Raw genomic sequence first — 24326 nt, forward strand, 5'->3', positions numbered from 1 at the left:
TAAAGCAAGGACTTTTTTAATAATAGTAATTATTATTAATAATATTATACATTGCTTTTAAAAAGATAACCATGTATAATGTGAAATGAAAAAAGAATATCGTCAGTAGTGACTTTTATCAAGCACTAACTTTTCTTTTTTAAACTTATGAAAACGTCGTATTCTATGATAGAAATGACAGTGGAGGTACAAATGAATAAACAAAAAACTAAGAATCTTGCATTCATGTCGCTTTTTATTGCCATTGAAATTTTAATGGTTATGGTTCCTTTTCTAGGTTTTATTCCTATTGGTCCATTACGTGCCACAACTTTGCATATTCCTGTTATTATTGCAGGGATTGTCTTAGGGAAAAATAAAGGTGCTCAAGTTGGTCTGGTTTTTGGCTTATCAAGTCTATTTATAAATACAATTCAGCCAACCATTACATCTTTTGTTTTCTCACCATTTATAAGTGGCTCATTTTGGAGTTTAGTGATTGCGATCATTCCTAGGGTCTGTATTGGATATGTTGCTGGAATGATTTATGAAAAATGGAAAAAACATCCTATATTAGCAATGAGTCTAGGTTCTTTTTTAGGTGCAATGACAAATACAATTCTTGTATTGGGTGGTATTTATCTTTTCTTTGGAAATCAATATGCTTCAGCTTTAGGCATGACATTTTCAAAATTGATGCCCTATCTTCTCACGATCATTGCGACAACTGGTTTGTTAGAAGCTATTGTTGGAACAATTATTTCTGTTATTGTTTCACGTATTTTAATTCAAATTAAGAAATAAGGTGAAAAAATGTCAAAAAAAATAATTATTGGTATTACAGGAAGTATTGCGGCTTTTAAAAGCATACAGCTCATTAGTGATTTAGTGAAACAGGGATATCAGATTGAAGTCATGATGAGCGAAAGTGCTACACGTTTTGTGACTCCTGTTTGTATTCAGTCGCTGACAAAACGTAAAGTCTATGTGGATACATTTGATGATGAAAATCCAGCTATCATTACTCACGTAGATATTGTCAAAGATGCTGACTTATTTATGGTTGTCCCTGCCAGTGCTCATACGATTGCAAAACTGGCATATGGTATGGCTGATAATATGCTAACAAGTGCTTTTTTAGCTGCCACATGTCCAAAACTCATTGCGCCTGCAATGAATGTTCATATGTATGAAAATCCAATCACACAAAAGAACATGCAGTTATTAAAAGAAACAGGTGTTGTTTTTGTAGAACCTATCTCAGGATTATTAGCCTGTGGTGATACAGGAAATGGAAAACTGGCAGATGAAGACACTTTATTAGAAATGATTGATTATATGTTAGCACCAAAAACACTTTCAGGTAAAAACATATTAATCAGTGCTGGACCTACACAAGAAAGTCTGGATCCTGTTCGTTTTATTACCAATCACTCAAGTGGTAAAATGGGCTATGCGCTTGCGAAAGCTGCTTTCCAATTAGGGGCCAATGTCACGCTTGTCAGTGGACCTACGCATCTCAAAAAGCCACATGGAGTCAATGTTATTGATGTGATCAGTGCAAACGATATGTATCATCAAATCATTCAGCGTGTTAAAGAATATGATTATATGATTATGTCTGCTGCTGTGGGTGACTATGCCTGCAATGAAATAGCTGATGAGAAAATCAAAAAGCATACAGATACACTTACATTGGAACTTCATAAAAACAAAGATATATTATTAGAAATTGGGAAAAGACGTTTAGCATCTCAGGTGATTTGTGGTTTTGCGATGGAAACAAGTCATCTTATTGAAAATGCTCAAATGAAGCTACAAAAGAAAAACTGCGATATGATTGTGGCTAATCATTTAAAAACAGATGGCGCAGGTTTTCAAGGAGATACCAATGTCGTCAGTATTTTAACACAGCAAGAAATCACAGATTATCAAAAGATGTCTAAACAGGAATTAGCTTACATTATCTTAAATCAAATGAAAAAGTTGGAGGAAGAAAAATGTTAATTGTTATTGATATTGGAAATACAAATATTACAATGGGAATCTATCATCAAGATCAGTTAATTGGAACTTATCGTTTAACAACAAAATTCCAAAGAACATCTGATGAATATGGATTTATGTTATTATCTTTTTTGAGCGCTTCTTCAATATCTGCTGATGATATTCAAGATATTATTATTAGTAGTGTTGTACCAAAAATCAACTATTCATTTACTAACTGTATCAAAAAATATTTACATAAAAATCCTATCTTTATTGGCCCAGGTGTCAAAACTGGTATTGATATTCGTATTGATAATCCTTCAACTTTAGGTGCTGACCGTCTGGTTGATGCCGCTGGTGCTTATTATACTTATGGTGGTCCTTGCCTCGTTATTGATTTTGGGACTGCTACAACTTATGATGTTGTGAGTGAAAAAGGAGAGTTTTTAGGTGGAGCAACTGCTCCAGGAATAGGTATTTGTGCGACTGCATTGTCTTCTCAGGCAGCTAAACTTCCTGAAATTGAAATTCAAAAACCAGAACGAGTGATTGCTAAAAATACTATCAAAAGTATGCAGGCTGGTGTCTTCTTTGGATATATTGGACAAACGGAATATTTGATTAAACAAATCAAAAAAGAATATCAACAAGATATGAAAGTCATTTCAACTGGTGGTTTAGGAAGAATGATTGCTAAAGAAACAGATTTCATTGATATTTATGATGCTGATCTTACATTTAAAGGTCTTAAAATCATTTATGATAAAACAAAAAAGAATTTATATGAAAAACAAGGTTTATAATGAACCTTGTTTTTCTTCTATATATATCATTTTAATCAATTGAGCTATAACATATTGTTTATCAAATAATGTCATCAATCTTTCATTTCCAATTTTATCATGTTCAGGATAAAGCAGAAAATGTAGAATGATGCCTACAATTCCTTTATTATTCATATGTTTAAGAATGTGCAAATCACCATTTAATAAAACAGAAAAATCTTTTTGCAGATATTCTTGAAAATCTTGGAGTAAATCATGAACGAATATGTCAAACTGATAAACATAACTCTCATCACGTCCTAAAATTTCACAGATCCAATCGAGTAAAATATATAAATAATCTTCTTTTTGTAAAGGCTCTTGAAAATGTGCCTCTAGAAACTGCTGATAAAGATGATCTTGACTACTACTTTTTGTATATTGACGTATATATCTTTCTATCAATAAAATATTTTGATAAGTTTTTTCAAATAAGACAGTTTGAAATGGTAAAAATGTATATTTATGACCAACATACTTGTTCATTGCTTTTTGACCCTGCTGATATCCTAAACGTAGTGAACGTTGAATAGATTCTTTAGAAAAATCCATAAATCCACTGAGTTCAACAGTTGGATACGTATAATGAATATGAGGACGATGCAAATAATGGGAATGCTTAACAGGATAACTCATATCAATGACTAATACTTCATCTGCTCCCATAGCTAAAGCTAAATCAATGGGAACATTATCATAATATCCTCCATCAATATACGCCTGATCTTGAAAGCGATGAATAGGAAACAATGGAAAACAAGAGGCACTGGCTAATAAATAATCATAAATATGTTGACGTGGCATTTCTTCTTTTGTTATATACAAGGGTTTGAGTGATGGAAATTGTACTGTACATAATCCAAAATCAATTGATGATTGAAGAAGTTTATCTTCATTTAATAACCGGCGTATCAAATGTTTTAAAGGTGTAATATCAGCACCTTTTTCTTTCATATAATTCTTAAAAAATGAAATAACCAGATGTGATTGATCAAGCATATGATCAAAATCAAAACTCAAATCTGGTAAGCCCCCTTCAAAAACATCTTTTTCTTCAATATTTTCCCATAAATGCAAAAGAACATCTATATCCTTTTGCGCTAACAAACAGGCATTTAAAGCTCCTATAGATGTTCCCGTTACTATCTGATAATCCATTTGCGCTTCATGAATAGCTTTTATAAACCCAGCTTCATAAGCACCCTTGGCTCCTCCTCCAGCGAAAACAATTGCTTTTTTCAAAATTAATCTCCCCTTTTGCTCTCTTTTATCATATGAGAGAACTGTTCTAAATAGACATCAAATTCCTGAAAATCTGTTAAATGATATTCCCAGTTAGGAGAACCAATTTTCCCTGGTACATTAAAGCGGCAAGATGTATCTTTGCCCATCAAATCCCAAAATGGAATAATAACTTCTTTGGCATCTAAATCTAAACAATAATTTAAGATTTTCTGATACATATGTTTTTGTGAATAATCTTGTAATAGTTCTTCTAATTTTTTATATTCATCTTCATCTAAAGTATTGAGCCATCCAACTAAAGTATCATTATCATGTGTTCCACTATAAACAACAACTTTTGAAAAATCAAAATCATAGACATAATGGAACTGAAAAACATACATACCTTTTAAATGATAATGATCTCTCAACTGATAAACTTCATCTCTTAAATCACCCAAATCTTCAGCTAAAATAGACAAATGATCAATTGATGAATACAGAGTATCAAATAAATCATAACTTGGTCCTTCAACCCACTCTCCAATAACTGCAGTCGGTTCACTCGCTGGAATTTTCCAATACGTATCAAATCCCCTGAAATGATCAATTCTAACACGATCATACATTTGTTGACTCGCTTTCATACGTTCAACCCAAAAGGCATAATGATGTTGTTTTAAATAATCCCAATTATAAATAGGATTTCCCCAACGTTGTCCAAATTTACTAAAATAATCAGGAGGTACACCTGCTACAAATGAAGGTGTCCCATCTTCTTCTAATAAAAAGCATTCTCTGTTTTGCCAAACATCCGCCGAATCTAATCCTACATAAATAGGCATATCTCCAATAATTTCAATATTTTTTTTGTGCGCATAATCTCTGAGTTGTTGCCACTGTAAGAAAAAGAAATACTGTAAGAAAATTTGATAATCAATATTCTTAGTAAACGGCAATAATGAAAAAGATTGATCATGTTGATAATTTTTATATTCTTCTGACCATTCAACCCATGAACGTTCATGATGATGTGATTTAAAAACTCTAAAAATAGCATATGAATAAAGCCATGACTTATTTTTTTCAACAAATTCCTGATATTGCTGATCACCGTGAAAACGTGAAAATGCCAAACGATAATATGCTTGTTTTTGTTTTCTTACCTTTGCATAATCTACATATAAACTCTGTTGATTATCAATGTGAACTTCATCAGGATATAATAACCCTGCTTCAATAAAAGCTTCGATATCTAAATAAATTTCATCACCAGCATGACTTGATAAAGGCTGATATGGGGAATGACCATATCCTAATGGATTTAATGGCAGTATCTGCCAAATTTCAAGATGTGCTGCGGCTATTTTATCAATAAATTGATATGCATTTTGACCAAAATCTCCTACTCCATATACACTAGGCAATGCTGAAATAGGAAATAATATACCTGTTTTTTTCATAACTCTTCACCTAATAACCTATATTTTCCTCAATAATAATGACATGAATACGATTTTTTTGTCCCTGATAAGCAAGTTTAACATAACTGCTGCAAATACGTTCGTCACTTAAACAATCCTGACATTGTCCTAACTTTGTACAAGGTGTATGCTTATGCAATCGTAAAGCATTAGCTGGTGCACTATATTGACGTATATGTTCAATCGCTTCCTGTTCATTCGCACAGATTTTATTTATTCCAGCAATAACATAAACATCTTTAGGACCAAAGATCATTGCAGCTACACGATTCCCTGTACCATCTATATTATATAAACATCCATCCATTGTCAAAGCATTAGTTCCTGTAATAAATATATCTGCCAATAGCCCTTCTCTTAAACGTTCTTTCACTTGTTCTTGAGATAATCCCATTTCATAACGATCTATAAACTGTACATCACTTTCCCTTATCAAATCAATAATTCCTAATTGTGATAATGTGACACTTCCTCCTACAGCAACTTTCTTTTGATCCTTTAAAACAGTTCTTAAATATTGTTTTAATTCATTTTCATCCTTGACAATCATACATGACATCTGATTTTTTTCAAAAGCCTTTATTAACTGATTTTCTTTCATACGTAATAATGTTTGATAATTTTCTTCCATTTTTTATCCTCCTATAATAGCAATTGTCCTAACTGATAGATAACAAACGCAACCAGATATGCCATTCCGGTTTGAAACATGACTGTTAAAATTGCCTGAGGCCATGAACGTAATTCACGTTTTGTTGCAGCAAAAGCAGCAACACAAGGCATATATAAAACGGTAAAAACTAAAAATGTAAAAGAACTTAATGGTGTAAAAATGCCAATTAATGCTTGATTTAAAGCTGCTGTTGAAGAAGATTGTGTTAAAACAGTTAAAGTAGAAACAACTGACTCTTTTGCAGTAATACCTGTCATTAAAGCTGTTGAAGCACGCCAATCATTAAAACCAAGTGGTGCAAAAATAGGTGATACAAATGAACCGATTGCAGCTAAAATACTTTGCGAACTGTCTGTGACAAAATCAAAAGTAAAACTAAAACTTTGTAAAAACCATATCACAATAGAAGCCATAAAAATGATAGTAAAGGCTTTATGGATAAAATCCTTTGCTTTATCTAAAACATTTAAATAGACATTTTTTAAAGTTGGAATACGATAAGCTGGAAGCTCCAATACAAATGGAACAGGTTCACCAATAAATATCGTATTTTTCAATAATAAAGCAGAAATAATAGCGACTAAAATTCCAATACAGTAAATGCTTATCATGACTATTGCTGCTTTATGAGGAAAGAAAGCCGCAATAATCATTCCATAAATAGGCAGTTTTGCACTACAAGACATAAATGGCGTTAAAATAATTGTCATCTTACGATCTCGATCACTGGATAAGGTACGTGTTGCCATAATAGCTGGAACACTGCATCCAAAACCAATTAACATAGGTACAAAAGAACGTCCTGATAATCCTATTTTTCTCAACGCCTTATCCATGACAAATGCAACACGTGCCATATAACCGCTATCTTCCAGCATTGATAAAAAGAAAAACAAAATCACAATCACTGGTAGAAATGATAATACGCTTCCAACACCTGCCAAAATACCATCTCCAACTAAAGAACGTAACCAAAAAGCAACATCATATTGTTCTAGAAGGCGAATGATCATATTTGAAAATTCTCCAATAATAGAATCCATTAAATCTTGTAATGGTGCTCCAATAAGTGAAAATGTCAAATAAAAGATCAACAACATAATAAGAATAAAAATAGGAATTCCTAAATATTTATGTGTCAATAAACGATCAATTTTCTCAGAACGAATTTGTTCTTTTGTTTCACTTTCTATAAAAACAGTTTGCTTACATACATCTTCAATAAAAGAATAACGCATATCAACAAGTGCTGCCTCACGGTCTGTCCCTGCTTCTTCTTCCATCTTCTGTAAAATATGCTCAATAATATGACGATCTCCCTGATCAATATGCAATTGATCAAACATCTCATCATCACCTTCAATAATCTTTGTCACACAATAACGTAAAGGCAACTGTAAAGATTGTGCACTCTGTTCAACGATATGTGATATAGAATGAATAGCTTTATGCACAACACCATGACAAATATCAATATGTTGTGATGGCTTATCTAAATTATTTTCAATAGCCGTTATAACATCTTCAATACCTTCATTTTTACTTGCTGAAATAGGAACAATATCCATTTCTAAACGTTCCTTTAAGCCATCAATATCAATGCTATTACCACTCGTAATCACTTCATCCATCATATTTAAAACCAGAATCATAGGAATATTTAATTCTAATAATTGAGTTGTTAAATAAAGATTTCGTTCCATATTCGTTGCATCAATAATGTTAATAATTAAACATGGTTTTTCTTCCAATAAATAACGAATAGAAACGATTTCTTCAGCTGTATAAGGTGATAATGAATAAATACCAGGTAAATCTATTAATTCTAATTCATCTTTATGTTTTTTTATGAATCCTGTTTTTTGTTCAACAGTAACGCCAGGAAAATTCCCAACATGCTGAGAAGAACCAGTCAAAGCATTAAATAATGTTGTCTTCCCACAATTTTGATTACCAATTAAAGCAATTTTTTTACTCATCATCAACCACCCTCACTTCAATCAAGGCAGCATCCTCTTTCCTCAAAGTCAAAACATAGCTTCTTAAATAAACTTCTATTGGATCCCCCATAGGTGCCACTTTCCTGATTTTCACTAATGTATGGGGTGTTAAACCCATTTCTAATAAGCGTCTTCTCAAAAGTCCTTTACCATTAACAGATACAATCTGTACCAATGTTTGAGGACTCATCTGATCTAATGTCATACCCTCACCTCATCTACCTACCCATTATAACGCATTTTTTAAACAATGAAAATATTATCTTTTTCAATATCATTGACATGCTTCAAACAAGCAGTAAAATAATATTGAGGTGAAAACATGAAAAAATTATTAATTGTTGTTGATTTTCAAAATGACTTTGTGACTGGTAGTTTAGGATTTGATGAAGCTCCTCAACTAGAAAATCATATTGTCCATTTAATTCAGACATTCCAACAAAATCATGATGATATTATCTATACAATGGATACACATCAAACAAATTATCTACAGACTTATGAAGGATTGCATCTTCCTATTGCCCATTGTATAGAAAATACACCAGGATGGCAGTTATATGGAAAAGTGAAAGAATTATTAAGTGATTGTACCTGCTATAAGAAAGAAACATTTCCATCTTTAGAAATGGCTAATGATTTAAAAAATAAAGAATATGAAAGTGTTACTTTAGTTGGACTTGTTTCTCATATTTGTGTTTTATCGAATGCGATTATGGTCAAATCAGCTTTACCTGACACGCCCGTACGTGTAGATTTAAAAGGTTGTGCCAGCAGTGATCAAATCACTCATCAAAAAAGTATTGACGTTATGAAGTCTTTACAAATAGAAATAATTGAATAGTAAAAACCACGCCATGAATTGAACTTTTAGAGTTCATTCAAAAGACGTGGTTTTTTACATTTATAATAGACTTGTTTCAATATAAACACTCTTTAATAAAACATATCTTCATCATCAAATAAATTTTGTGAATTTAATTTTTTCTTTTGCATATATTGAACATAATCATGTTCTAGGATATCTTTACCTAAAAGATTGACATTCATAGGATTATCCATATTAAACTCATAAACATATGCTTGATCTTTGACTTTTCCAGCATTATCTAAAATATCCATATAAATTTTATTATATTCATTATTCTGGCAATCTTTACCAAAATAGCTTTCTAACTCATCAAGATGAGCTAAAGTCTGATCATTAACATCATAAACTTCACCAAAAATCATATCCTGACCTTCACATAAATAAGCAGGATAAATTTTACCAATAATTGTCATTAAACTTCCTTTTATATAACCATGACCACAATATGTTGCTTGATCTTTTAAATAAATGTCATAATTATACATACCTTGTCTTAAAGTTCCATATACAAATACTTTTGCCATTAATGTGTCGCTCCACCTGTTACTTTTAAATCTTCTTTAGTATCTACAATAGCTTCAATAGCTGCGCATAAACCTTCTACTATAGTTGATAAACTCATGCTTGCAGTGTTTGCTCTTTCAATAACTTGTTCTGGTAAAAATGGAATATGTATAAATCCACTTCTTTTCCCTGGATATTTCGTTTCAATTATGTGTCTAACTCCATATAACACATGATTGCATACAAATGTCCCTGCCGTATTAGATACTGCAGCTGGTATATTCTTTTCACAAATTCGTGCAACCATGGCCTTTATTGGCAAATTAGAAAAATAAGCTGCAGGTCCATCTTCAAAAACAGGTTCATCAATAATCTGTTGCCCAGCATTATCAGGAATACGGCAATCATCAATATTAATTCCAATTCTTTCAACAGTGATAGCTGTACGTCCTCCAGCCTGGCCAATAGATAAAACAACATCTGGATCATATTTAGCAATTGCTTCATCAATGACATTTAAAGATTGATGACAAATTGTTGGAATTTCTAATTTTATAATCTGAGCTCCTGCAATTTCATCAGGCAATAATTTTACAGATTCAATCGCGGGATTAATTTTATCTCCACCAAATGGGTCAAAACCAGTCACTAAAATTTTCATCTTTTATAACCTCCTAAAATGCTAAGACAAGCATTAATACAATATGAATAACAATCATAATCAAAGCCATTGGAAGCTGTGATTTAATGACAGCCCATTTTTGATCCTTTGTTTCTAAAACAGCACAAGGAACGATATTGAAGTTTGCTGCCATTGGCGTTAATAGTGTACCACAATATCCAGCTGTCATACCTAAAGCAGCTACAATTGATGGATCTCCACCTTGATTAATAACAAATGGAATCCCAATACCAATGGTAATAACGGTAAATGCCGCAAAAGCATTACCCATAATCATTGTAAAGATAACCATACCTAAAACATAAACAATAACACCAATCACAATATTACCAGATGGGATAACACTTGAAATAATGTTTGAAATAACATCTCCAACACCTGCTTCATTAAAAACACTTCCTAAAGCTCCTAACAACTGTGGTAATAAACAAGAAGCTCCTACTTGCATTAATAAACGTGATGTATCACTACGTGTTTCAGATAATTTTGGTTTACAAATGATCATCGCTAAAACAAGTGCTACAAGACATGCAATTCCTGTCATAACGGCACCATCTAATGCAGTTGGATTTCCTGCACTGCTACCAAATGAAAATAATTGTAAAGTAAAGAAATTACTTAATTTCAAGAAAAATGTTTGTGCTGTTTCAGCATTATATTGAATTAAAGATAAAATTAAAGCCATAACCCCAATAGAAACAGCAGGAATAAAGATTTTATTTCCTAATTTTTCACTCGCTTGTTGACGGAATTCATGAGTTGATTCTGTAAATTCACCCATTTTCACCTGATTTGTTGCTGTTAAACATCCCATAACAACAAGCATAGCTCCAATTAAAACATTAGGAAGTAATTTCCCTAACATAAAAATGACACCTAATAAAGCCCAGAATAATGTTGTTCCTACTTTTGCTTCTTTATTACGTGTTGCACGATAAGCAGTATCAAAACTTACAAATGCACATAAAACATAGAAGAATTCAGGAAGATAGATTGTTAAAAAGTCTAACATTATTTATTTCCTCCCTTCTTGATTTTTCTGTCATATAAAAAGACTTGAACAAATGTTAATGCTACAGAAATAACCGCAATATATATAGAAGCCGTTGCAATGGATGCAAGAGTCACTTCTGTAAATCCTGCTTCAGCCATTGTTCCATACATCAAAACAACACCACTGGCAGCTGGGAAACAGTTTTGTGCAAAGAAGTTTCCATAGTTTTCTACTGCAGAAGATAATCCTTTTAATGATTCTTCTTCTTTTTCATCTAACTCTCCACCTTTAACTTTTTCACCTGCTGCTTGAGCCATTGGATAAATTAATGGTCTTACAAACTGTACTACCCCACCAATTCTAATATTTAATGCAGAAGCAATAGTACGAATAACAGAGTAAATCGCTAAGACTTTTCCAGCCGATGCATTTTTTATTTTACCAATTAAATATGCGGCTCTTTCTTTTAAACCATATCTTTCGATAATCGCAATAACTGGGAAAATAATTAAGAAAATTGACATTAAACGATTAGAAACAAATGAACTTCCTAAGATTTCTAATATTTCAATAAAACTCATTCCAGAAACTAAACCAGTCACAATTCCTGAAATAATAACGGTCGCTAAAACATCTAATTTTAAGGCAAATCCTACAACGATGATAACGATTCCAATCAGTGTTATATACTCCACAAATACACTCCCTTTCAAAATGTTAACAAAAATATTATATATGATTTTTCTGTTTCTTGCAACTCAATGTCCTTTTCACTAAAGTTGTTCATCACCATTTTATACCAATATAACAATTTTTTATAAACAAATTTATGAATTATAGAAAATATAACGTTTTTTCATTATTTCATTTCAAAAAAACATTGTATACAACTTTAAAAAAGAGTATAATTTCTTTAATCAAAAAGGGGGATTTTTATGGAAATAAGAATTGAAAAAGCACAAACTTTAAAAGAAAAACCTAATCAAGATCAGTTAGGTTTTGGAAAATATTTTACTGATCATATGTTCATTATGGATTGGGATAAAGATCAAGGTTGGCATGATGCACGCATTGTCCCTTATGGACCCATCCCAATGGATCCAGCCACAATGGTTTTACACTATGCTCAAGAAACATTTGAAGGATTAAAAGCTTACCGTAATCCAAATGGCGATATTTTACTTTTCAGACCAGAAATGAATGGAAAACGTATGATTAATTCTAACAAACGTCTATGTATGGCTGAACTTCCTGAAGATATGTTTGTAGAAGCGGTTGAAGCCATTGTTAAATTTGAACAAGATTGGATTCCAACTGCACCAGATACATCTTTATATATTCGTCCATTTATGTATGCTTCTCAACCAGGCGTTGGGGTACATCCTGCTGACAGTTATCGTTTCATCATCATTCTTTCACCAGTAGGTGCTTATTATCCTGAAGGTGTAAACCCAGTGAAAATTTGGGTTGAAGATGAATTTGTCAGAGCGGTCAAAGGTGGTACTGGTTTTACAAAATGTGGTGGAAATTATGCTGCCAGCATTGCTGCACAAGTCAAAGCTGAACAGAACGGATATACACAGGTTCTTTGGTTAGATGGTGTTCATAGAAAATATGTTGAAGAAGTTGGAACTATGAATGTCATGTTCCTTATTGGTGATACCGTTGTGACAGCGGCGCTTGAAGGTTCTGTCTTACCTGGTGTGACAAGAGATTCTATTATACATATTTTAAAAGATATGGGATATAAAGTAGAAGAACGTGATTTAAGTATTGATGAACTCATGGAAGCGGGTCGTACTGGTCAATTAAAAGAAGCATGGGGAACGGGTACAGCTGCTGTTATTTCTCCAATTGGTGAACTTTGTTATAAAGGTGAAAAAATAACGATTCATGACTTTAAAACAGGTCCTCTCACACAAAAACTTTATGACACTCTAACAGGTATTCAATGGGGTCGTCTTGAAGATAAATATCATTGGACAAAAGTTGTTAAATAATGAACATATAGAGATTTGTTTAAACAAACTTTTGCATTTTAAAAATGATTTTGCTATAATATCAACGTTATCGAGCAACGAAAAGGTGTAAGTCCAGATTATGGACTTATGCCTTTTTTGTCATTTAAAGGAGGAATATATTTTACAATTGTGGCTGTCATGTTATTCTTAACAAGAATTTTCATAGGAAAAGTGGCCAATCAAAAAGAGGAAGTTATCTTTGTTTACACATGTCATATGTGTATGTTTATTGCATTATTCCTGATAGCTTTCATTCCTCATAACATCACTTTTCTTCTTTCAGCAGCTCTTTCTGGTTATGTCTTTAGAGGAATTGAACTCGCCTTACAATCTATGGCCGTGAGTATTGCACCACCTCAAAGAAGAGGTGCAGTCAATTCAACATTTCTATGTGCTTATGATATGGGAATTGGTTTAGGTGGAGGAATCGCTGGTGTTTTGATTGATATGATTGGATATAATTATATGTTTGCTATCATTGCTATAGCAAATATTTTATCTATTCTTATTTATATTGCTATTGGCCAAAAGCATCCATCATCATTAACTTATCGTTTAAAAATGCAAAAAGAAAAGCAAGCTTAGACTTGCTTTTTATTTACGTTTTTCAACTGGCTGATAGTCTTTTAATGTCCCAACATATTTTGTGGCTGGTCTGATAATACGGTTTGAATATAATTTGTTTTCTACATTATGTGCGATCCACCCTACTGTTCTTGCAACAACAAATAATAATGTATAAAGATCACTCGGTATATTCAACATATTGTAAACAAGCCCACTATAAAAGTCGACATTCGTACAGACATGGATTCCTTTTCGTTGATAAATTTCTTGAACAGCAATTTCACCAAAACGTTTATAAAATAAATATTCCTGATGACGCCCTTTTTCAATGGCTAATTCCTCACAGATTTGACTTAACATCTCACTACGAGGATCACTTAATGTATAAACAGCATGTCCAATTCCATAAACAAGACCACTGCCATCATTGAAATCTTTATCCAAAATACGATTAATAATCATTTTTATTTGATCATCAGTTGCATCTAATGATATTTCTTCAATAACGTTTTCCATTTGTTTTTTTACAGCTAAATTTGCTCCTCCATGACGTGGTCCTTTTAAAGAGCCAATAGCTCCTGCTACTGAAGAATATATATCTGTTCCTGTTGAAGAAATAACAACATTGGTAAATGTAGAGTTATTTCCTCCACCATGGTCTGCATGTAAAACCAATGCAATATCTAAAGCTTCTGCTTCTTTTTGAGTAAATTTTCCGTCATTTCTCAATAAAGATAAAATCGTTTCAGCAATACTTAAATCTTTTTGAACATGATGAATAACCAGACTCTTTTCATCAAAATAATGAACTTTTGTCTGATATGTATAACAGACAATACTTGGAATCTTAGCCAATAAATCAATTCCCTTATTAAGAGTTTCTATTATACTTGTATTATCAGGATCATCATCATAACCATATAACATCAATACTTCCTGCTGTAATTTATTCATTAAGTTTTTAGCTGGAAATCCTAAGATATTGGCCTCTAAATAATGTGGAGGCAATTCATAACGATCACTTAAAACTTTTTTGAATTTTTCAAACTCATCATATGAAGGCAAATAACCAAAAAGAATTAAAAAACACACTTCTTCAAATAAATATCTTTTCTCTTTTCTTTGACCATTTATAATGTCTTCAGCATTAATACCACGATAATAAAGACTTCCATAATCATCTGTTTTTTCTCCATCTTGGATTTTATATCCAACAACATCAGAAATTTTAGTTAATCCAACCAATACTCCTGTACCATCTTCATTACGTAAACCTTTTTTCACAGAATAAGTTTGATAAAGTTCATTATCTATATGATTTTCAACTAAGGACTTTTCAAAAAAATCTTGGATTTGATCATTCATAGATTCTCACCCCTTTTTCTATATTAAATCCATTATATCACTATTTTGTATAATTGTATACAATAAATAGATATTTAAATCCATCCAAAATATTGACAGGCATATTCAATACCATCTTCATAACTTGCTTTTGTAATAAAGCTCGCTTTATCTTTCAATTCTTGACAGGCATTTCCCATTGCAATTGATGTCCATTCTGGTTTAAACATAATCAAATCATTATAATCATCCCCAAAAACAACGACATCTTCAGCTTGACCATGAACATACTCTAACATTTTGAAAATGCCTTCATCTTTAGCATCATGCTGATATGTTAAATATTCTTTCATAAAACGAATATGTCCAATTGAATCAAGAAGTGTTAATTCATGTTCATGTTTTTCATCCACAGCAATATAAATTTTATAATAATCTTGAATATCCTGATAAGTTAATGATGAATCAAAGAAATATCTAGTTGGTTCTTTTCTATATCCAACCTGTTGAATAAATAATTCATCATTCATAATAACATCAATACTATCATTAGGTGAAATAAGAAGTCCAAACCCTTTTTGATGAGCTTCCTGACATAACGCAATAGCTTTTTGACGATCCAAAGGTTTATTTTCAATAAGCTGATCATCCATTGTAATAGCAGCGCCTCCATTACTTACAATATGGTGAAATCCTGCTTCTTTCGCAAATTCTTTTGTTTTATAATAAGCTCTTCCTGTCGCAATACATACAAAATGACCATTGTCCTGTAATTTTTTGATTGTTGTTTTTGCACTAGGTATCAATTCACCTGTTTGCTTATTTGTAAGTGTTCCATCTATATCAAAGAAAAAATATTTTTTATTCATAACCATCACCTTCCTAAAGTTTATTATATCAAATCCTCACTTTTATGAAAATACTGATAAATAAAACTCATATGAATGGGTGAAAGAATAACGCCAGCTATACCAAAAAAATGAATATGCAAAACCATAGATACCAATAATAAAAAAGCAGGAATTTTCATCTCTTTATTCATGATATGTGGTTCAAGAAAACTACGTATCATATTAATAATCAGATATAAGCAAAATAAATAAATTGCCTTCATATATGCCCCTTGAAATAAATATAGAACCATCATAGGTATTAAAATAATTCCAATTCCAATAAATGGCAAACTGTCCAGCAAACAAATTGTAAAAGCATAAAGCAATGGTGAATCAATCTTTAAAATAAGAAAAGCAATCAATAAAATTAAAAATGTTACAAACATTAAAATAATCTGACATTTCATGTAAATCCATAAACTTTTTAAGACTCTATTTTTAAACTGTACAAGTTGAAAACATGTCTTTTTTTGTAAGAGTCGTAAAAAACAACCTTTCATATCTTCATAATCTAAAACAAGAAAAAATGTAGAAATCACAAATATGAAGAAAGACAAAAGAAATGAAGGAATGGATTTAATAAAAGATGATGCAAAAGATATGAAATCAAGCATATTCTGATTAATCCAGTTTTGAAAGATGATTACAAAATCTTGTGGTACAAAAGAAAAGATATTTTCTAAAAGTTTTGTTATTTTATATATAAAGGGTAAAAAAATAGAATCATAATACACAGGCAATTGTTGAAAAAAGTGAACACATAAACAAAATAAAGCTGTTATTAATATGCCCAAAAGGAATGCTAAAGCAAGATAAATAAATAATAGCAAAGAAATACCTATAGCACTTTTTTGTAATGGAATATACTGTTGAATACGATCAATCAATGGCTTTAAAACAAAAAAACAGAGAATAGCTAATATAAATGGAAAAAGCAAAGAAAACATATATTTTAAAATAATAATATATATTAATAAACCAAACCCAATGATAAGGTATTGTTTTTTATCCATAGACTCACCTATTCATTTATATGTTTATAAATAAAAATAAGTCCATTCAGGACTTATTTTTACAATTCATGACAACAATCGACATTTTTCTTATTGAAAACATGTTAAAGTTAATCATGGTGATTAAAAATGCATATATATGATTCAACGAATAATCAATATCAATTTCCAATTTTAGATCCAGATTTTTCCTATCAGCATATTGATTATCAAAAAAATCTATATCCTTTCTTTAAACAGTTACATATTCCTTCTACTGTACGCTTTTTAACAGGAATATATATTGAATATCAAATTGTACCCTTTCATATTGAAGAATATCCTCAACTTTATTTTCATATTTCAAAACATTTAGCAACAAAAATGAATGAATTCTTTGATTTTGGTGATGCTCACCTCTATTATGAAAGATCGAACTTCTTCTTTTTAGTTATGTTTAATACAAATGAAGAACTGATTGAAATTGCTTTTATTCAATTTCATTCATATCTGAAAAACAAAACATTTGAATACTTACATCATACATGTTCATTTCAAATCAAATGTGGTGCTTATGTATCAACCATTAATATTCATCCTTATAAGCTCTTTGATCTAGCTAAAGAACAATGTCAACAAATTTTATCTAAAGATAAAACTCACATTTCAGTTTATAATTTAAAATTATTACGTTAATTCAAAGTGTTGATATAAAAGGACAATTGCTTTTTTTAAAATCAATAATACAAAAATACTGCTCAAACATATTGGAATAATGAAAATTAATGATTTTGAGAAAAGTGAATAAATCTCAAAGAAATCATGCATTATCATCAATATGAGATAAAAAACAACTGTAATCGTACTCGTAACAATGACTCTTATACGATTCCATGGCAAGCATACAACAAAAACGACCAGAAAACTGATAAAACCAGCAACTAAATAATAATATGTAGATAACATTTTAGCATCAAAATGGAATTCTTTTCCAATCCAGGTAATGGCCAACATATAAATGATCATAGTCAGGGCACAAGGCAAAGCTGTCGAAATGACATGTTTCAAAAAACCTTGTGATGATAAAGACGATGAACGTTCTAGAGTCAACAAGAAACTAGGTAAACCGATTGCTAAACCACTAATTAAACTTAACTGTAATGGTGTAAATGGATAACTCATTCTTAAAACCGCAAAAATCAAGGCTAATACTGTTGAATAAATTGTTTTGGTTAAATAAAGTGAGCTGACTCTTTCAATATCTGCAATAATAGCTCTCCCCTCTTTCACAATATCAACCATAGATGCGAAAGAAGAATCTAATAAAACAATATGTGCAGCCTGTTTAGCAGCATCACTTCCCACGGCCATAGCGATACCACAATCAGCATCTTTAAGTGCCAGAACATCATTTACTCCATCTCCAACCATTCCAACAACATGCTCATTTACCTGTAGTGCTTTAATAATACGCTGTTTCTGTTCTGGTTTAACACGACCAAAAACATGATAATGTGCAACAATATTTTCTAATTCCATATCATCTTCAGGTAATGTTGAAGCATCAATATAGAGATGACCATTCTTTAATCCAGCTAATTGCGCAACACGAGATACAGTTGCTGGATTATCCCCTGATAATATACGTATATCCACATTTGCATTTTCAAAGAAATGTAATGTTTCTTTAGCTTCAGGACGAATACAATCATAAATAATAATAAGTGCGATTGGCTTGACTTGACCAATCTTGGATTCTTGTTCATCAATCAAATCTGTTTTTCCTAACAAAAGAACACGAAATCCCTTTTGGGCGTATTCATCAGCCTGATTTAAAACAACATGATCTGATGGTAATAAAAATTCTGGTGCTCCTAAGACATAGTTACCATTTCCTTGAATACTTAAGCCACGCATCTTTCTTTGAGATGAAAAAGGAATACGTTTATTCACAATAACGTTGTCTTGTTTAAAGAAATAGTCTTGCAATGCTAATTGCGTTGCATTGACATCATCAAACTCATGAGCCATCACACCCATAATATATTCTATTTCCTTTAAACGATATGGCTCAACAGGTATCACTTCTTCAACTTTGAGTTCACCTGTTGTAATGGTTCCTGTTTTATCTAAGCATAAGACATCTACCCTTGCTAAAGCTTCAATAGCTTCCATTTCTTGAATCAAGGCCTTTTTACGCGCCAATTTCCCAACACCAATGATAAATGATAAACTTGTTAATAAAACCAAACCTTCAGGAATCATTCCAACGACACCAGCTACAGTTTTGACAATGGCACTGGCTAAATCATTTGGAAAGGCACTACGTTGTGAAAAAAACAATACGATACCAACTGGAATAATCACAACACTTAAAACTTTAATCACTTTTTCAATAGAATCTTTCATTTCAGAAGAAGCTTTATTTTTATTTTTCGCTTTATGAACAAGCTTAGTGGAATAATTATCATTCCCTACACGAATAACCTTCGCATAAGCACTTCCGGCAACTACAAAACTACCTGAAAGTAACTCATCATCTTTATACTTCTTAACAGGTTCAGATTCACCAGTTAACATAGCTTCATTAACTTCCATTCCCTGCGAACTTAAAACGATACAGTCACTTCCTATTTGATTACCCATTTCTAAAAAAACAATATCATCTAAAACCAATTCTTCCGTAGGAATAATAATTTCTTCTTGATTTCTTATAACTTTTACTTTCTTAACTGTCACAACAGTTAACTGATCAATAATTTTCTTAACCTTAAACTCCTGATAAATACCAATAAAAGCATTAATAAAGATGACAACCATAAAGGTTAAATTGGTCCAACGACCAGTAGAAATAATAATGGCTGCTAAAAAAACATTTAAACAGTTGAAATAAGTCAAAGTATGTTCTAAAACAATTTGTTTTTTTGTTTTTGAAATATTATCATGTGATATATTAATAAGCCCTCGTTGCTTACGTTCATCTACCTGTTGATATGTTAACCCCATATATTTCATATCATCCATCAAATCACCTACTTTTATATCAATATATAACATTGTTATGAAATATATATGAATATCATAAAAATATCATAACACAAATTATAATATAAAAAAATAAAAAAACCTCATAAAGAGGTTGCATACATCTTGGTGGACCCTGAAGGACTCGAACCTTCGACCGATCGGTTATGAGCCGATAGCTCTAACCAACTGAGCTAAGGGTCCAAGTAAAATAAAAAGTGGTATTCACCACTATTAAACTTAATGGTAGCGGGGAAGGGATTCGAACCCCCGACCCACCGGGTATGAACCGATTGCTCTAGCCAACTGAGCTACCCCGCCATGTAGTGAATCGTTTTTGATAAAAATGGTGGTTCCGGCCGGAATCGAACCAGCGACACGAGGATTTTCAGTCCTCTGCTCTACCGACTGAGCTACGGAACCAAAATAAATGGCGGTCTGGACGGGGCTCGAACCCGCGACCTCCGCCGTGACAGGGCGGCATTCTAACCAACTGAACTACCAGACCATTTGGTTGCGGGAGAAGGATTTGAACCAACGACCTTCGGGTTATGAGCCCGACGAGCTACCAGACTGCTCCATCCCGCGATATGAAATTTAATAAATGGCGGAGGTTGAGGGATTCGAACCCCCGCGGGACTTTCATCCCCTGTCGGTTTTCAAGACCGATCCCTTCAGCCGGACTTGGGTAAACCTCCGCAACATAATGGTGGAGCTTAGCGGGATCGAACCGCTGACCTCCTGCGTGCAAAGCAGGCGCTCTCCCAGCTGAGCTAAAGCCCCATTACAATGGTCGGGAAGACAGGATTCGAACCTGCGACCCCCTGGTCCCAAACCAGGTGCACTACCAAGCTGTGCTACTTCCCGTTCGTATATTTGATTGGCGCGCTAGGCAGGAATCGAACCCACAACCTCTTGATCCGTAGTCAAGCACTCTATCCAGTTGAGCTACTAGCGCCTCTTAACAGTGCCATTCAATAATATCACATTTCTTATTCAATTGCAACACTTTTTTTCATTTTTTTCAAATTCTTTTTTTGAATGGTGCCCAGGGCCGGAGTCGAACCGGCACGGATTTTAAGGTCCGCAGGATTTTAAGTCCTGTGCGTCTACCAATTTCGCCACCTGGGCAGTTGGAGGTTCCAGCCGGACTCGAACCGACGATGACAGAGTTGCAGTCTGTAGCCTTACCAACTTGGCTATGGAACCAACTTCCTTAACTCGTTGCTCACCTAGTATATAATATTTTCCACATTTATGCAATACCTTTTTTCGTTTTTTTTACAAATGATTGCTCTCATTTGACTCCATATTTTAATTTTACTTCTTAAATTCAAAGCTTTTTTTATTTTATAAAATATAATTTTTTTATAAAAAGAGTATCTTTATCTTTTCATTGATAAATCTACTCTCTTAATTCTTTGATGACTTATTTTTCTAACTTTTCTCTACGCTTAGATGATTGCCAAAACATCTCCTTTAAAGATTTTTCATCCCCTGAAGCAATAGCTTGTTTTAACAAATCAAATTGCTTTTCAAAACGCTCCATAGAAGCCAATAAATAATCACGATTATGAAAGAAAAGTTCTGCCCATAAATCTGCATTGATATTAGCAATTCTCGTTAAATCACGGAAAGAATCTCCAATATATTTACCTGTTTCATATTTTTCATCATCACTATTCATCAATGCTACAGCTAATGTGTGTGGTAATTGTGATGTATAGGAAATAATTTCATCATGATCATAAGGACTCATGATTTTCACACTCTTAAAACCTAGTTGTCCTACAAATTGACGCATCCAATCAATTTTATCTATCTGATTATGTTCATGCTGAATAACTATATAATTTGCATTTTGAAAAACTTCCTGACTGGCATACAAATAGCCTTTTTTTTCACGACCAGCCATAGGATGACCACTAATATATTCGACATCCTGATCTATTCTTGATAAGGCTTGATTTAAAAAATATGATTTAATACCAACAACATCTGTAACAATACTTCCTTTTTTAAAAGTATGTTCAGAAATAAAATCTAAAACTTTTGATGGATACAAACAAATAATCGTTAAATCACTCTGTGAAATAATCTGATGTCCATCAAGATACCCTTCAATAATACACCCTTCAGCTTTCGCCATTTCTAAAGTCTGCTGATCGCAATCCACTCCATAAACATCATATCCTTTTCCTTTTAAAGCTTTAACAAAACTACCACCAATAACACCTAATCCTACAACTGTAATAATCATAAATAAAATCCTTTAAAAAGAAAGGACTAATGTCCTTTTTTTCCTTTCGCTAACATTTTTAGCTTATAATCTAATAATTTCTGAGTTAAATCAACATAATACAAATGAGGGTATTCTAAACGGAAAATTTCATCCCATAATAATTGCTTTTGCTGATTAGAATATGCTCTAATTTCATCTAAAGAATAATATGGATAAACATTTTTTCCATTTTCAAACACAAGTGTCTGCAATGGTTGAATTTCATATGTTCCAGCATAAAGTGTTTTATGTTTCCATGCATCTAATTGATGATAAATTGTAAGATCTTGATTTTCATCTAAAACTTCATCATGGAAAGCAATAATATCAGCAATGGCTTTATGAGTTTCTTTTTCAATTAAACGATAAACTTTTTTAAATCCTGGATTTGTAATTTTTTCAGTATTTTCAGATATTTTAATTTTAGGAATAATTTCTCCATCTTTTTCAATAGCAGCAAGTTTATATACACCACCAAAAACTGGTGAAGATTTAGAGACAATCATATTTTCACCTACACCAAATGAATCTATCTGAGCGCCTTGTTCCAACACTGAACGAATTAAATACTCATCCAATGAATTAGAAACTGTAATTTTACAGTCATGCAATCCTGCAACATCTAACATCATTCTGGCTTTTTTAGTTAAATAAGCAATATCTCCACTGTCTAAACGAATTCCTTTTAATCTTTTCCCCATTGGTGCTAAAACCTCTTCAGCAACGCGTATAGCGTGAGGAACACCACTTTTTAAAGTATCATAAGTATCAACAAGTAAAACGCAATTATCAGGATAAATTTGAGCATAAGCTTTAAATGCTTCATATTCCGAATCAAAAGACTGTACAAATGAATGTGCCATTGTTCCTAATACAGGTATTCCAAAATCTTTTCCAGCAGATACAGTCGCACTTCCAGCCACTCCGCCAATATAAGCAGCTCGTGCCCCATAATGAGCGCCATCATATCCTTGAGCACGACGTGCTCCAAATTCCATCACAGCACGCCCTTTTGCTTCCTGTACAATACGTCTAGCCTTTGTTGCAATTAAAGATTGATGATTAATTGTCACTAATAAAAATGTTTCTATCAACTGTGCTTCAATAAGTTTAGCTTTCACTGTAATTAATGGTTCATATGGAAAAACAGGTGTCCCTTCTCTTACCGAAAAGATAGTTCCTGTAAAATGAAAATCTTTGAGATACGCAAAGAAATCTTCATCAAAGACATTTAATGATCTTAAATATTCAATATCCCCATCAGTAAAATGCATATTTTCAATTGCTTCAATTAACTGCTGTAAACCCGCAAAAATAACAAAACCACCCTGGTCAGGATTTTTACGATAAAACATATCAAAATAAACAATTTCATCTTGTTTTCCTAATTTAAAATAATTATAAGCCATTGTTAATTCATAAAAATCCATGATCAAAGTGATATTTCTTTCACAACCAACATAGTTTTTTTCCATTATTTAGCCCCCTATCATTTTCATTATCATATACTAATTTTCCTAAAAAATAAAGATTTATTCTTCAATAAACAAAAAAGCAGTCACTTTTATTGTAACTACTTTTGATCAATATAAAATACTAAGATTCATTTTTAGCTTCTTCATAAGCCTTAGCAACGGCTTCTTTTAAAGCTTGAGAAGACTTGGTAGCTCCAGAAATGGTATCAACATCATAATGATTCTTTTTCTTCATGTTGTCAATCATTTGTTCTAAAGCTACACCTCCAATAGATGGTGTTTCATTATGCTCTTTAATCACAATATCCTGAATTTTATCATCTTTTAATGTTGTTTCAACCTCAAACTCTCCGCCATATCCCATAGCAGTTGTTGTATAAGTCCCATCTTTATATTGCGATTTTTCTTCTACTTGTTTTTCTTGAGCACATCCACATAATATCATAGCTACAAATAGGATGATTATTTTCTTCATTTTTCAAACCTCCTATTTATAGTTTTTGCT

The 24326-nt window shown here is 32.2% G+C and carries 23 protein-coding genes and 11 tRNA genes; 7 read left to right on the top strand and 27 right to left on the bottom strand.

The window, feature by feature from the left end:
- The first annotated feature begins 192 nt into the window (after positions 1-192).
- Genes B5E79_RS06585 through B5E79_RS06595 form a run of 3 tightly spaced genes read left to right on the top strand, consistent with a single transcriptional unit; the run spans position 193 to position 2771 of the window.
- A complete protein-coding gene (locus tag B5E79_RS06585) occupies positions 193-783 on the top strand; it encodes an ECF transporter S component (protein ID WP_087242720.1) in 591 nt (196 codons plus the stop codon).
- A gap of 9 nt (positions 784-792) precedes the next feature.
- Positions 793-1986, top strand: coding sequence for a bifunctional phosphopantothenoylcysteine decarboxylase/phosphopantothenate--cysteine ligase CoaBC (gene coaBC, locus B5E79_RS06590; RefSeq protein WP_087297418.1), 1194 nt, complete (start codon positions 793-795; stop codon positions 1984-1986).
- Positions 1980-2771: a type III pantothenate kinase gene (locus B5E79_RS06595; RefSeq protein ID WP_087297419.1), complete on the top strand. Its 792-nt coding sequence runs from the start codon at positions 1980-1982 to the stop codon at positions 2769-2771. The genes coaBC and B5E79_RS06595 overlap by 7 nt, the downstream gene beginning before the upstream one ends.
- On the opposite strand, the gene B5E79_RS06600 is transcribed toward B5E79_RS06595, so the two are convergent.
- From B5E79_RS06600 to B5E79_RS06620, 5 genes are read right to left on the bottom strand one after another with little or no spacing between them, the layout of a single operon-like run.
- Positions 2766-4034, bottom strand: a complete 1269-nt coding sequence (locus B5E79_RS06600; RefSeq protein ID WP_087297420.1) for a patatin-like phospholipase family protein — start codon at positions 4032-4034, stop codon at positions 2766-2768. The two genes, B5E79_RS06595 and B5E79_RS06600, sit on opposite strands and share 6 nt — an antisense overlap.
- A 2-nt stretch (positions 4035-4036) precedes the next feature.
- Positions 4037-5479, bottom strand: coding sequence for a 4-alpha-glucanotransferase (gene malQ / locus B5E79_RS06605; protein ID WP_087297421.1), 1443 nt, complete (start codon positions 5477-5479; stop codon positions 4037-4039).
- Positions 5480-5489: 10 nt separating this feature from the next.
- On the bottom strand, positions 5490-6131 hold the full coding sequence (locus B5E79_RS06610) for a lactate utilization protein (RefSeq protein ID WP_087297422.1): 642 nt from the start codon (positions 6129-6131) through the stop codon (positions 5490-5492).
- 11 nt (positions 6132-6142) lie between these two features.
- Positions 6143-8155, bottom strand: a complete 2013-nt coding sequence (gene feoB / locus B5E79_RS06615; protein ID WP_087297423.1) for a ferrous iron transport protein B — start codon at positions 8153-8155, stop codon at positions 6143-6145.
- Positions 8145-8378 (bottom strand): FeoA family protein, encoded by a 234-nt coding sequence (locus tag B5E79_RS06620; RefSeq protein WP_087242734.1) that lies wholly within the window; start codon positions 8376-8378, stop codon positions 8145-8147. The genes feoB and B5E79_RS06620 overlap by 11 nt, the downstream gene beginning before the upstream one ends.
- Positions 8379-8495: 117 nt before the next feature.
- Here B5E79_RS06620 and B5E79_RS06625 point away from each other — a divergent pair, with 117 nt between their 5' ends.
- A complete protein-coding gene (locus tag B5E79_RS06625; protein ID WP_087297424.1) occupies positions 8496-9017 on the top strand; it encodes a cysteine hydrolase family protein in 522 nt (173 codons plus the stop codon).
- Between the two features lie 92 nt (positions 9018-9109).
- Here the strand turns inward: B5E79_RS06625 and B5E79_RS06630 are convergent, their stop codons facing one another.
- From B5E79_RS06630 to B5E79_RS06645, 4 genes are read right to left on the bottom strand one after another with little or no spacing between them, the layout of a single operon-like run.
- Positions 9110-9568, bottom strand: coding sequence for a gamma-glutamylcyclotransferase family protein (locus B5E79_RS06630; protein ID WP_087297425.1), 459 nt, complete (start codon positions 9566-9568; stop codon positions 9110-9112).
- Positions 9568-10209: a pyroglutamyl-peptidase I gene (pcp, locus tag B5E79_RS06635; protein ID WP_087297426.1), complete on the bottom strand. Its 642-nt coding sequence runs from the start codon at positions 10207-10209 to the stop codon at positions 9568-9570. The genes B5E79_RS06630 and pcp overlap by 1 nt, the downstream gene beginning before the upstream one ends.
- A gap of 13 nt (positions 10210-10222) precedes the next feature.
- Positions 10223-11242, bottom strand: coding sequence for a DUF979 domain-containing protein (locus B5E79_RS06640; RefSeq protein WP_087297427.1), 1020 nt, complete (start codon positions 11240-11242; stop codon positions 10223-10225).
- A complete protein-coding gene (locus tag B5E79_RS06645) occupies positions 11242-11919 on the bottom strand; it encodes a DUF969 domain-containing protein (protein WP_087242744.1) in 678 nt (225 codons plus the stop codon). The genes B5E79_RS06640 and B5E79_RS06645 overlap by 1 nt, the downstream gene beginning before the upstream one ends.
- 240 nt (positions 11920-12159) lie before the next feature.
- Here B5E79_RS06645 and B5E79_RS06650 point away from each other — a divergent pair, with 240 nt between their 5' ends.
- Both B5E79_RS06650 and B5E79_RS06655 read left to right on the top strand, forming a co-directional pair.
- On the top strand, positions 12160-13224 hold the full coding sequence (locus B5E79_RS06650; RefSeq protein ID WP_087242746.1) for a branched-chain amino acid aminotransferase: 1065 nt from the start codon (positions 12160-12162) through the stop codon (positions 13222-13224).
- A 108-nt stretch (positions 13225-13332) separates the two neighbouring features.
- Positions 13333-13830, top strand: coding sequence for an MFS transporter (locus B5E79_RS06655; protein ID WP_087297428.1), 498 nt, complete (start codon positions 13333-13335; stop codon positions 13828-13830).
- Between the two features lie 9 nt (positions 13831-13839).
- Here B5E79_RS06655 and B5E79_RS06660 read toward each other — a convergent pair whose 3' ends face one another.
- From B5E79_RS06660 to B5E79_RS06670, 3 genes are all read right to left on the bottom strand, one after another.
- On the bottom strand, positions 13840-15177 hold the full coding sequence (locus B5E79_RS06660) for a citrate synthase (protein WP_087297429.1): 1338 nt from the start codon (positions 15175-15177) through the stop codon (positions 13840-13842).
- Positions 15178-15251: 74 nt separating this feature from the next.
- Entirely contained in the window at positions 15252-16025 is a 774-nt protein-coding gene (locus B5E79_RS06665; protein ID WP_087297430.1) for an HAD-IIB family hydrolase, read from the bottom strand.
- A 23-nt stretch (positions 16026-16048) separates the two neighbouring features.
- The gene (locus B5E79_RS06670; protein WP_087297431.1) at positions 16049-17062 is read right to left on the bottom strand and encodes an AI-2E family transporter; all 1014 of its coding nucleotides are present in this window, start codon (positions 17060-17062) and stop codon (positions 16049-16051) included.
- 129 nt (positions 17063-17191) lie between these two features.
- Between B5E79_RS06670 and B5E79_RS06675 the strand changes: the two genes are divergently transcribed.
- Positions 17192-17737 (top strand): hypothetical protein, encoded by a 546-nt coding sequence (locus B5E79_RS06675; RefSeq protein WP_087297432.1) that lies wholly within the window; start codon positions 17192-17194, stop codon positions 17735-17737.
- Here the strand turns inward: B5E79_RS06675 and B5E79_RS06680 are convergent.
- From B5E79_RS06680 to B5E79_RS06750, 15 genes are all read right to left on the bottom strand, one after another.
- Positions 17729-20065, bottom strand: a complete 2337-nt coding sequence (locus tag B5E79_RS06680) for an HAD-IC family P-type ATPase (RefSeq protein ID WP_087297433.1) — start codon at positions 20063-20065, stop codon at positions 17729-17731. The two genes, B5E79_RS06675 and B5E79_RS06680, sit on opposite strands and share 9 nt — an antisense overlap.
- A gap of 127 nt (positions 20066-20192) precedes the next feature.
- A tRNA-Ile gene (locus B5E79_RS06685) sits at positions 20193-20269 on the bottom strand.
- A 40-nt stretch (positions 20270-20309) separates the two neighbouring features.
- Positions 20310-20386, bottom strand: a tRNA-Met gene (locus B5E79_RS06690).
- A gap of 26 nt (positions 20387-20412) precedes the next feature.
- Positions 20413-20488 (bottom strand) — tRNA-Phe (locus tag B5E79_RS06695).
- Positions 20489-20496: 8 nt separating this feature from the next.
- Positions 20497-20573: transfer RNA gene (locus B5E79_RS06700), tRNA-Asp, on the bottom strand.
- 3 nt (positions 20574-20576) lie between these two features.
- A tRNA-Met gene (locus B5E79_RS06705) sits at positions 20577-20653 on the bottom strand.
- 17 nt (positions 20654-20670) lie between these two features.
- Positions 20671-20763, bottom strand: a tRNA-Ser gene (locus B5E79_RS06710).
- A gap of 9 nt (positions 20764-20772) precedes the next feature.
- Positions 20773-20848 (bottom strand) — tRNA-Ala (locus B5E79_RS06715).
- Positions 20849-20855: 7 nt separating this feature from the next.
- Positions 20856-20932, bottom strand: a tRNA-Pro gene (locus tag B5E79_RS06720).
- 14 nt (positions 20933-20946) lie between these two features.
- Positions 20947-21023: transfer RNA gene (locus B5E79_RS06725), tRNA-Arg, on the bottom strand.
- Positions 21024-21107: 84 nt separating this feature from the next.
- Positions 21108-21196 (bottom strand) — tRNA-Leu (locus B5E79_RS06730).
- Between the two features lie 3 nt (positions 21197-21199).
- Positions 21200-21274: transfer RNA gene (locus B5E79_RS06735), tRNA-Cys, on the bottom strand.
- A gap of 220 nt (positions 21275-21494) precedes the next feature.
- A complete protein-coding gene (locus tag B5E79_RS06740) occupies positions 21495-22325 on the bottom strand; it encodes a prephenate dehydrogenase (protein ID WP_087242826.1) in 831 nt (276 codons plus the stop codon).
- Positions 22326-22351: 26 nt separating this feature from the next.
- Positions 22352-23821, bottom strand: coding sequence for a nicotinate phosphoribosyltransferase (locus B5E79_RS06745; RefSeq protein ID WP_087297434.1), 1470 nt, complete (start codon positions 23819-23821; stop codon positions 22352-22354).
- Between the two features lie 121 nt (positions 23822-23942).
- Positions 23943-24296, bottom strand: coding sequence for an FMN-binding protein (locus B5E79_RS06750; protein WP_087242830.1), 354 nt, complete (start codon positions 24294-24296; stop codon positions 23943-23945).
- Positions 24297-24326: the final 30 nt, after the last annotated feature.

Source organism: Massilimicrobiota sp. An134 (assembly GCF_002160815.1).
GTDB lineage: Bacteria > Bacillota_I > Bacilli_A > Erysipelotrichales > Coprobacillaceae > Allocoprobacillus > Allocoprobacillus merdigallinarum.